Annotated in this window: 10 protein-coding genes and 1 pseudogene; 4 read left to right on the top strand and 7 right to left on the bottom strand. The window is 37.4% G+C overall.

What is annotated here, in order from left to right:
* Positions 1-2: 2 nt before the first annotated feature.
* From apt to PALI_RS05625, 5 genes are all read right to left on the bottom strand, one after another.
* Positions 3-548, bottom strand: coding sequence for an adenine phosphoribosyltransferase (apt, locus tag PALI_RS05640; protein ID WP_077537678.1), 546 nt, complete (start codon positions 546-548; stop codon positions 3-5).
* Between the two features lie 172 nt (positions 549-720).
* The gene (locus PALI_RS20235) at positions 721-843 is read right to left on the bottom strand and encodes a hypothetical protein (protein WP_002962301.1); all 123 of its coding nucleotides are present in this window, start codon (positions 841-843) and stop codon (positions 721-723) included.
* Positions 844-915: 72 nt separating this feature from the next.
* On the bottom strand, positions 916-1,668 hold the full coding sequence (locus PALI_RS05635; protein ID WP_182702141.1) for an HvfC family RiPP maturation protein: 753 nt from the start codon (positions 1,666-1,668) through the stop codon (positions 916-918).
* Between the two features lie 37 nt (positions 1,669-1,705).
* Positions 1,706-2,563, bottom strand: coding sequence for an HvfB family MNIO-type RiPP peptide maturase (locus tag PALI_RS05630; RefSeq protein WP_226894501.1), 858 nt, complete (start codon positions 2,561-2,563; stop codon positions 1,706-1,708).
* A 67-nt stretch (positions 2,564-2,630) separates the two neighbouring features.
* On the bottom strand, positions 2,631-3,071 hold the full coding sequence (locus PALI_RS05625; protein ID WP_077537675.1) for an HvfA family oxazolone/thioamide-modified RiPP metallophore: 441 nt from the start codon (positions 3,069-3,071) through the stop codon (positions 2,631-2,633).
* A gap of 226 nt (positions 3,072-3,297) precedes the next feature.
* Between PALI_RS05625 and PALI_RS05620 the strand changes: the two genes are divergently transcribed.
* The 4 genes and pseudogenes from PALI_RS05620 to PALI_RS20390 all read left to right on the top strand — a co-directional run.
* Positions 3,298-4,278, top strand: a complete 981-nt coding sequence (locus PALI_RS05620) for a tRNA-dihydrouridine synthase (RefSeq protein ID WP_138584808.1) — start codon at positions 3,298-3,300, stop codon at positions 4,276-4,278.
* A gap of 59 nt (positions 4,279-4,337) precedes the next feature.
* The gene (locus tag PALI_RS05615; RefSeq protein ID WP_077537674.1) at positions 4,338-4,667 is read left to right on the top strand and encodes a TraR/DksA C4-type zinc finger protein; all 330 of its coding nucleotides are present in this window, start codon (positions 4,338-4,340) and stop codon (positions 4,665-4,667) included.
* A 141-nt stretch (positions 4,668-4,808) separates the two neighbouring features.
* Positions 4,809-5,612, top strand: a complete 804-nt coding sequence (locus PALI_RS05610; protein ID WP_193155194.1) for a thioesterase II family protein — start codon at positions 4,809-4,811, stop codon at positions 5,610-5,612.
* A gap of 61 nt (positions 5,613-5,673) precedes the next feature.
* Positions 5,674-5,983: pseudogene (locus PALI_RS20390) on the top strand (transposase); the annotation flags it as partial.
* A gap of 180 nt (positions 5,984-6,163) precedes the next feature.
* Here PALI_RS20390 and PALI_RS05605 read toward each other — a convergent pair.
* Together PALI_RS05605 and PALI_RS05600 are read right to left on the bottom strand one after the other, a co-directional pair.
* Complete coding sequence (locus PALI_RS05605; RefSeq protein ID WP_077537672.1) at positions 6,164-6,829, bottom strand: hypothetical protein; 666 nt, start codon at positions 6,827-6,829, stop codon at positions 6,164-6,166.
* 594 nt (positions 6,830-7,423) lie between these two features.
* A partial coding sequence (locus tag PALI_RS05600) for a non-ribosomal peptide synthetase (RefSeq protein ID WP_193155192.1) occupies positions 7,424-11,058 on the bottom strand: 3,635 nt, incomplete at its 5' end.

Here is an 11,058-nt window from a genome sequence, read left to right as displayed (position 1 = left end):
GATTACTCGCCTTCGAATTCAACCAATTTTAGGATTTTAATACCCATTTTTTTGATGCGTTGCTCGCCACCCAGTTCTGGTAGTGATACAACAAATGCAGCATCTGTCGCTTCGCCACCTAGTTTTTGAACTAATTTAGCTGTGGCTTCGATTGTGCCACCTGTTGCTAACAAGTCATCCACTAATAATACTTTATCGCCAGGTACAATCGCATCGACATGAAGCTCTAACGTATCTTCACCGTATTCTAGCAAGTAGTCTTGACGAATAACTTCACGTGGTAATTTACCTGGTTTACGTACAGGAATAAAAGGAATGCCTAGCGCGTAAGATAACGGTGCACCAAAAATAAAGCCTCGTGATTCTGTGCCAATTATTTTCGTAAAACCTTGATCTTTATATTCAGCGATAAAAGCGTCAATAGTGGCTTTAAAGGCTTCTGGATTAGCCATTAAAGTGGTTACATCGCGAAACATAATGCCCGCTTTTGGATAATCAGCAATTGTAGTGATGCTGTTTTTGATAATTGCTGGTGTTACTTGAGTCATAATTTTAACTGCTCAATGGTTTATATTACAAAGCAGGTGATTATAACCTTAACTAACCTTTAATTGCGAGTTTGGCGTTATTATAAAAGAGGTTTTAAGAGTTTAGAGGGAAAGATTAATAAAAGTGGTTCAAGGCTGCAGTAAATAACAGCCTTAATTAACGCTATGTATTTTAAGTTAAGCTAGTGATCCAACCTAAAATTGCATTTAAACAACCAATCCCTGCAAATACAGCTAAAAATGCTAGAAAATAAGTAGCATTGAACGGATCTTTAAAGTCTTTATCATCTGACATTGGTACAACCTTTTATTAAGCACGGCAAATAAGGCCGCCATAATAAACGATGTAAAATTATCAATAAAGACCTTAATCTTGATTTTTTGTCACAATGACACCGCGTTCAACCATTGCATTGAGGGTAACTAATGCACCTTGAGCAATTTGTTCTGCATTAAATTGTGGTGCGTGAGCTAATACCTGTTGGCAAACGTCGTTAAATGTCGCGCCATCACTTGCCTCTATAATTGACAGTAACAAAGCCGTCATCGCATTTGTTGCTAAAAATTGTACATCATCATCTTCATCTCTATATACAACAAAATAATTAGGCTGCGCTGATGGCGCTTCTGGTTTAAAGTGATTGCTGATATTTTGAACTGGAAATTGATAACTTAAATTCCTTGCCAGCCCCGATAAATATAAAGCAGAGGAGGTTATTGCTGTTTTTTGTAATTTTAGCGCTTGCTCATCTTCGTGTGCGATAGATACATCAAGCTCTACCCATTCATAATGTGCAAGTTCTAGCATAAACACGGGGTCGTGTTTTTTCATTTTATAATCACTTGATAAGTAATTTATAAACTCCCCTGCTATATCTAAAAAGTACGGCGAGTGACAATCATACTCACTAAAAAACTGGCGTACGAGGGCCTGCCATTGTGTATCGGTATATAAGGTTTTTAATACTGGAAAACCTGATGAAACAAAGCCTTCAATATTATTAAAAAACAGGTCGCGATAAATAGCCATGCGTCTATCTTCAATATCACTGGGCTTGTTATTTTTTTTAGGTTCGCGAATATGCGCCATAAATTCGTTTTGTACTTCAATAAAGCTCATAGTCAGGCACTCTTTTCAATATTTATAAAGGCTTATATTAAGCTCGTTGTTTTGAAACAGTTAAATTAAGGTATTTAGCTTGCAGCTTATGAATTATATCTAACTCTTTAACCAACACATTCATAGTAGGAATATTAAAATCACGTTCAAGCAAGGTTGGAAATACGCCATGTACTTCGTACGCTTTATCAAGTAATTCCCAAACAGGATCAACCACATCTGCGCCATGTGTATCAACGATTAAGTCATCGGCCTCATTGTAATGCCCTGCAACGTGTCCGTAAGCAATACGTTCAGAAGGTAAGCCCGTTAAAAACGCTTGTGCGTTATAGCCATGATTAATCGAATTCACATAAATATTGTTTACGTCGAGTAAAAGCTTACAGTCAGCTTGTTCTAGAATGGTATTCGTAAATTCAAGCTCTGATAATTGCTGCCCAGGAGCGCCATAGTAAGAAACATTTTCTATCGCAATTTGTTGCTCAAGTATATCTTGTACTTGTTTTATACGAGGGACAACATGTGCTATTGCATCTTGTGTAAACGGAATAGGCATTAAATCATACATATGACCCGTTCCAGAGCAGTAACTTAAATGCTCACTAAAAATTTTTATATTGTGCTCTTTAAAAAAAACTTTTAAAGATTTAACAAATTCAACATCCAGTGGCTCGGGTGAGCCAATAGACAGTGACAATCCATGACATACGAAATTATTTGCATCAGTTAATGTTTTAAATTGTTTTTTAAAGCGCCCGCCTAGTTTTAGCCAATTCTCTGGCGCAACTTCTAAAAAATTGACTTGCTTAGGTACGTGTTCAAGCAGTTCATCAAGCATTTCTCGTCGAAGGCCAAGCCCCACCATTCCAAGTGCTGTATTTTTAGTTTGTGTCATAACTACCTCTAACTTAACAAAAAAGGGCCTTAAGGCCCTTTTAGGATAACTTATTTAGAATAAGATATTAACGGCCACCACACTTACCTTCGCCGCACTTACCTTCTTTTTTAGTTTTTTTAGCGTCGCCACCGCATTTACCTTCGCCGCATTTGCCTTCTTTTTTACCTTTTGCGTCGCCGCCACATTTACCTTCGCCGCACTTGCCTTCTTTTTTACCTTTTGCGTCGCCACCACATTTACCTTCGCCGCACTTACCTTCTTTTTTAGCTTTTTTAGCGTCGCCACCGCATTTACCTTCGCCGCATTTGCCTTCTTTTTTACCTTTTGCGTCGCCGCCACATTTACCTTCACCGCACTTACCTTCAGCAGCATCTAGTTGGTAGCCTGTCACCAGTTGTTGAAACTCAAATGGGTTAGCTTGTACATCAGCAGATACAAAACTTGCAGAGCCAACAACTACTGCACCTAAAGTTAACGCGATTGTATTTTTTTTAACTGTATTCATTTTATGACTCTCTTTAATCAAGGATTGTAAATCTCAGCAATAAAAATGTATTTTTAAATTGCTTGTATGCTTAAGTAGACCCGCACAAGAATAAAAACTTTCATTTCTTTTCAAAAATTTTTACTTTTGCAATCACCACATTAAATATGGTTGGTAATTACAGATTTATCAATGTGTGATTTACAGGTAAACTATGCGTCCGGTTTTTCTCAAAATTAATCACCTTATGAAACTTGTTTTAGCGCCTATGGAAGGTGTTGTTGATTTTAAAATGCGTCAATTACTCACTGACATTGGCGGATTCGATTTGTGTGTTACCGAGTTTGTAAGAGTGGTTGAAACCTGCTTACCTGACAAAGTTTTTCACCGCTATTGTCCTGAACTACATAATAATGGTTTTACCCGAGCTGGAACACCTGTTCGTATTCAATTACTTGGCCAAGAAGCAAACCCTCTAGCCGAAAATGCGGTGAAGGCAATTACTTTAGGGTCTCATGGCGTCGATCTTAACTTTGGTTGCCCTGCAAAAACAGTTAATCGTAGTCGAGGCGGTGCTGTGCTACTCAAAGATCCCGACCATATGTACACCATTATTAAAGCGGTCCGAGATGCAGTAGATGATGAGCATGAAGTCAGTGCAAAAATTCGCTTAGGATTTGATGACGACAGCAACAGCCAAGAAATTGTTGATGCAGTCGTGAGTGCCGGAGCAAACAGCATTGCGATACATGCTCGTACTAAACGCGATGGTTACAATCCGCCTGCTTATTGGGAAAAAATTCCACCAATAATCAATGATAAAAATATTGCCGTTGTTGCCAATGGTGAAATTTGGCAGGTTGAAGACGCAATGCTTTGCCAAAAGCGAAGTGGTTGTAGCGATCTGATGCTTGGCCGCGGCGCCCTTTCGCACCCAGATTTGGCAAGAAAAATTAAAGCACATGTAAATAACGAACAATACGATGGCCTTCAGTGGGAACATATTATTTATCATTTGATCCACTCTGCTATTCATCAAGACCCTGCAAAAGATGAAAAATATTTCGCATCTCGTACCAAACAATGGCTTGGTTACCTAAAACGCCAATACCCACAAGCCATCGATCTATTTGATGAAATCAGGCGTTTAAAAAGTAAAGAGGATGTGGCAAGCGTATTAAATAAATACGCCAAAGCACCGCAACTTGATTCAAATCAAAACGCTTAGGTAAACCTATTCGATAATATCAGTATTACGTAAAGCTAATTTAAAAGGTTGTACTGATAATGCATCATCAAAAAATGCTAAACAATGAAATAGCGCAAGTAAAATCCAACATACTAGCTATGCTTGCTAAATCAACCTATCCCGTACATAAAAATTTAATGCTTGTTTTAAATAAAACAGCTAGTAATGAATGGCTTGACTGTGCAGCAGAAAAACTAGGGCCTGAGTACGCGCTTTTAATTAGTCGCATGACTAAACTTGAAGCGGCAGTAAGTCAAATAGAGATTGGTCAATATGGGTACTGTTGCGACTGCGAAGAAAAAATTAACAGCGAAAGTTTGTTAATCGACCCTGCGATTCAACGCTGCCATAGTTGTGCTAAGAAGTAAGGACTTTTTATATGATTATACTACCCACTCGCTTGTCAATTTAGAGCAAGAAGCCGATCCGAATCAATATCAACTTAAGTGTTTACAAATATCTGGCTTTTAGTTATTTTAAATAAAAAGGACTTTAACTTAAGGCTACTTATGTCTAATAATATTTTTATTATTCCTATTCGCATTGCATCTCCGAAACTTCGTATTTTTTGTTTCCCTTTTGCCGGAGGCTCTTCAACGACTTATATGCCTTGGCTTAAGCATTTTAGCGACGAAATAGAATTAGTTTTTGTTCAACCTCCAGGTCGAGGTTCTAGAATGGGAGAAACCCCTCATGATAATATGAGCGATCTCATTGATGAATTAATGCTGCAAAGTTCATATATAACTAGTACCCGTTATATTTTATTTGGTCATAGTCTGGGGAGTAGAGTTGCTTATGAACTGACATGTCAATTAAAGTCTGCCAGATTACCTTTACCAGAACATTTTATTGCATCAGGCAGTAGAGCTCCTCATTTACCTTGTGATAAAAATCAGATTTATGATCTTCCTCAAGATGAATTTATTAAAGAACTAGAAAAGCTTAATGGTACACCAACTGAAATATTGAAAAATCTAGAGCTTATGAATTTGTTAACACCTTTACTGAGGGCTGATTTCAAAATTGCTGATAACTATCGAGCAAATAGAAATCTTATGCCATTCCCGATATCAATATTACATGGAAAAAACGATTTTGGTATAGAACTTAAACAAGCTGCCGCTTGGGATGAACTATCTGAACAGAAGTCAGAACTAATTCAGTTATCCGGAGATCACTTCTTTATCAATCAAAACCTTCCTGATGTTCTTGAATATGTTTCACTTGTAGCTAATACAATCATAGATTCGGAAAATATATCTATTTCAAATAGCAAGACAGACGATAAATATACTTCCACTGCAATATAAATTAAAACCATATTCAGACTTTAACAACTATTTTATAATGTAGTGACAACAGGTAATGTCGGTGCGTGAATTAGCGAGTCGTCTAAACGATAAGTTGGGTGGTGATAAAGGGTATTTAGTAAACCCTTAGAAGCTGGTTTACTCGATAAAGGGGTAAAGCTCATTACGACGGTTCGCAAAATATGAAGGCAAAAGCGATGTCATTATGAGATTGAGCAATGCTTTTAAAGCGCTTTACAATCGAGACACACCGGAATATGAACTGTTTTATGTTGAATATAGCGGCTGGATTGATGGCTTATTGTTTGAAAGAAAATAAGCCACATCTTAATTTAACTAACATAGATATCAACGTATTAGTTACCGCTTAGGTTAAATTAGTATCTGGTGATAATGACATCGCCCAACCAACTACCTCACGCGCAAATAAATCAATATAGAACCTGTAAATATTTATTTTATTACAACAGTCCTGTCATGATGGTAACTGAACTGTTGTAATCGGTCAGTAACTAAAAAATTAGCTACTGTAATTTAATTATTTTAGAGAGTTATTCTTCAGCCATAACCAATTTTCCGTTAGCATCAACAACCAGTAAATAAGATGCACCGAAATCCCCCGAACACAAATCAATTGCTTTGTCTGCGACTTTAAGCCCTTCTGCACAATCGCTTATTTTTAGGTATTCGGTTACTTTTCCTTTTTCAGTGGTCAATACATTACTATTAGCTACTGAAACGTTATAATTACCATTAGCAAACAAACGAACATTAAATACATCCGCGTTATTACTCTTCTTTTTACTAATAACAGAAAGTGTACTGTCATTCGAATCTTTCCACGCAATAACCCATAGATTATCCCCGTTACTCAAGGTAGTGGTTATCCGCTCTTCATTATTACCATTTATGCTGTCTCTAACACCTAAATTAATCATATTATTAATTACTTTGTAACTATAGCCGTAAGTAATTCCAACTTCATTAAATGGTACGTCACGAGATACTGCATTATCATTATCAAATAGACCACTATAACCTGTGCTTATACTCCTCTTATCAAGATAGAAATCAGCCATATAATTCAGTGAATTAATAAATGTTATTTTTGCATTATGTGTTAATTTGTCATCAAGCTCATCAGAAGTTTCACCACATCCACTTAATGCGGCTGCTAGGGCTATCACTATACCAATTTTTTTATTACTTTTACTCATCACAATCTCCTTACTAATTCCATTGTTCATAATAAACTCCATTGATTTCCATTTTAATCTTAACTATTTGAATACGAATATAAAAATATAATAATAACCTTTAAAAACTTCCGTCTTAACTGAATATATACAAAAATATTAGCATAGCTTTGTTAGACAAAAAAGTTTGTAATTGTTAAAAATTGTACCCACTTATTTCAATCCAGTTAATTCAGTATCAAGTAGTAGTAAAAATAAATTTTCTTAAATAAGACCACTATAAAATTAACTTCAACACTGAATGATATCCTTGTACTAAAGAAATCTTGTTATATTAGATTGAATTTTTTTAAACAAATAAGTTACATAAAAGTGAGTCAAATTTCAGTGAATAACTCACGATCAAGCCTATACAAAATGAAATTTGTCTTTAATAACAATATTTCGGTAGCACATGCTTGATCTTTATGTCTTTATATACATACCTATAGGAATTAACCATATAACAGGCACTATTTTATTTGAAAATAAAACATACAACTGAAAGTTTACCTTCAAAAACCTCTAGTTAACTTCTTAACCGGATTAGTTATATAAAGGCTACTTTTAGCCACTTTAAATTTCTATGACTTCTTCACTATCTTCCACGTCAGTAGTATCAAACGCCTCTAATAACTTTGTTTTTAAAAGCAATAGTTCTGCAAGTTCAGATAAATATTGACAGTCAAACATTTCACTAATATTCAATTGAACATACCATTTATCTTTTATCTCACTTAGCAACCTCATAAGCATTAATGAATGACCACCTAAATCAAAAAAATTGTCCGACATGCTTATTTTTTCAAAAGGCAAACCAACCAATCGCGCGACAATTTCGACAAGAGCACATTCAATCTCACTATTTGGAGCAAGATAGTCGTTTTTTACATTATTCAAACTAGGTATTGGTAATGCCTTTTTATCCACCTTACCATTGACTGTTAAAGGCCATTGGCAGACAAAAACAAATGTTACGGGAACCATATAGCTAGGAAGTTTAGCCGATAAAGCAGAACTTAAACTCAATGCTTTCGTATGCTCATCTTTTTCATCAACACTTTCTTTTAACTCAACATAAGCGATCAACTTCTTACCAAGCTCTTCCTGTGACGTCACTATAACTAAAGAGCGTGCAACGCCATCTAAAATCTCTAGCTGTCGCTGTACTTCTCCAGGTTCAACTCTAAACCCACGGATTTTTATTTGATCGTCAACACGCCCAACATACTCTATTAACCCATCCTTGCCATAACGCACCAAATCGCCTGTCTTATACACCTTTCCTTTGCAACCTAAATCGTCACTATAAGGGTTCCTTATAAAGCGACTATCTGTCATCTCCGGCTGATTCAGATACCCTAATGCTAAGCCATCTCCTCCAACACACAATTCACCAATGCCCCCTGCTGGGATTAAACTACCCTGCGCTGATAAGATTAGTACTGTGTCTCCTTGCACTCCTAATCCTATTGGTACTCCCTTTGATAAGTCCCTACCTCGTGGGATAGGATAACAACAAGTAAATGTGGTGTTTTCTGTCGGCCCATAACCATTAATAATCTGAACCCTTGGTAACGCTTCTTGCACTGTTTGTACCGCTTGAGGATTCAATACGTCACCCCCTGCTAATACATATTTCAATCCTAAACTCGGCTGGCATCCTTTACTCCATTCGGTAAATAACCCCGATGTCAGCCACAATGCGGTGACATTTTGCTCTGTTATCACCGTATTTAATCGCTCAATAGTAATAAAGTCGTCTGGGTACAAGACACAACGTCCGCCATTTAATAACGGTCCCCATATTTCCAATGTCGCTGCATCAAAGGCAATGTTAGCGCATTGTAAAAATACGGTATTACTATCTAACTCCATAAAATTTGGTGTATGAACTAAACGATTTACCGCCCTATGTGGTGTCATCACTCCTTTTGGTTTACCTGTTGAACCTGATGTATAAATCACATAAGCCAGTGACTCTGATGTTTGCCCTATCGCTCTGGGTAGATTTTCACAACTGTGTTCTTTCAATTCCATATCTAGGCTATCAACACACACCAATGGCACTTGACTAAAGGCTAATACTTCCGCTAATCTCTGCTCAGTCAACACCACTGTGACCTCTGTGTCTTCTAACATGTATGCTAAACGTGACTGAGGATAATTTGAGTCCAATGGCACGTAAGCCCCTCCGGCTTTTAAAATCGCTAACGTACCGACCAACATATCTACTGAACGCCCTAGACATAATCCAACTAAGGTATTCGCATCTACTTGATATGCCTCTCTCAGGTAATGTGCTAGTTGATTGGCGCTTGCATTAACTTCGCGATAACTCAATCTCTGCTCTTCGCATACCAACGCAATAGCATCCGGTGTTTCTATCACTCTTTGTTCAAAAACTTCATGTATACAAGCTGCTTTTGGATACGTGGCTTCCACTGCTTGATACTGCTCTAATTGCTGCTCTAATTCCATCTTTGGTAGCACTTGTAAGGTGTTTATTGTATGACTTCCATCATTTAATAGCGCTGATACCACACTCTCCAATGTTGTGTGTACATAAGCGGCTATTTGCTCTGCTGCAACACTGCGGTCAATCTGAAAATCAAGTGTAAAGCTATCTCCCTCCCCCCGATCATTAACCGAAAGTTCAAACGGGTAGTTCGTGCGCTCTCGTGTACTGAGTAAAGTCGCATTTCCTTCTTCTACTTCTGATGTACTGTCTACTTTGTCTTGCGCGGTATGACGGTAATTTAGTATTGCGCTAAACAGCGGCGTATTACCCTCTATCCCACTATGACTTTGTGCTTCAGCCAATGAGACTTGCTCATAAGGCAGCAGTGCCTGAAGCGCATTATTCACCATGTTCATGGCTTCAGACACTTTAATATCATGTAGTTTCAGTCTTAAAGGCAAGGTATTTATTAGCATTCCCATCATACGCTCTATGCCAGGCATACCATTCATACGACCCGACATGACAGTGCCAAATACCACATCATCACGACCACAACAGGTACTCAGAACTTTAGCCCACACTAGATGAAAGAGTACCGCTGGACTGCATTGATGCTGCTTTGATAAGGTACGAATTTGTTGCGATTGTGACTCTGTTAATTCGGTACTGTATTGCGTAATGTCATTCCCATCCCCGAGCACTTTAGCAAGTTCAAAAGGCAAGGTAGGCGTATCAACATCCCCGAGTGTTTCAGTAAAGAATTCTGCCACATTTAGATTCGCGGTCTGATGTATTGAACGTGCAATAAATTCACGATAAGGCAGTGGTTTCGGTAACGATGCAGTATCTGACGCGCTTAATTCTGACATAAGGATATCGAGTGAGACATGATCGGTGATCAAATGATGAAACTTTAGTAATGCAAAGTAATGTCCCTGCTCATCCGCCTCAGTAATGGCGAGTTGGATCAAAGGTGCCGTTTCCAAATCAAATCCATGAGGCCCTTGTGTAACATAATTTTCAAAAGCAGTTTTTAAATCTGGGCCACGCAAATCTAATTTAATTACAGGTAACTGAGCGTGTCGCTGAACTAATTGTAACGCTTGTTGACGACCACGCCATAAGATGGCCGTTCTCAAAACATCGTGTCGTTCTATCATAAAATTAAGATTTTCACATAATTTTTTCACTAATTGTTCATTTGAAAGCTCAAAAGCCATAGTACTAATATAAGGGTCATGTTGTTCATTCATCGTATGAATAAATAACACACCCTCTTGCAGTGGCGCCAATGGATAAATGTCTTGAACATTTGCAATACCACCAGATACTTTTTCCATTATTTCATCAAGTTTATTTTGCTCAAGCTCAATCAAAGGTAGCATATCTGATGTAATTCTTGCCACATTTTTAGGTATTACATAATCAGGAACAATGAACTCACACTGCGATTTTGTAGACGACTCTAGATGCCGACCCATTGCCTGTAAATTTATAGCCTTGAATATAGCTTGTGCCTGACACTCATAACCTAGTTTGTTAAGATTCGTGATCAACTTCATAATTAATAAAGAATGGCCTCCAAGTTCAAAAAAGTTAGCATTAGTGCTTATCTGGGTAATAGGTATGTCTAATATTTCACTCCAAATTTCAACTAATATTCTTTCCAGCTCACTTGTAGGCGCTACATACTCACCCGATATATCAACTTCTTCTGACACGGGTAATGCTTTTCGGTCAATTTTTC

Source organism: Pseudoalteromonas aliena SW19 (genome assembly GCF_014905615.1).
In the GTDB taxonomy this organism is placed as follows: domain Bacteria; phylum Pseudomonadota; class Gammaproteobacteria; order Enterobacterales; family Alteromonadaceae; genus Pseudoalteromonas; species Pseudoalteromonas aliena.
This window is presented reverse-complemented; position numbering and strand designations above follow the sequence as displayed.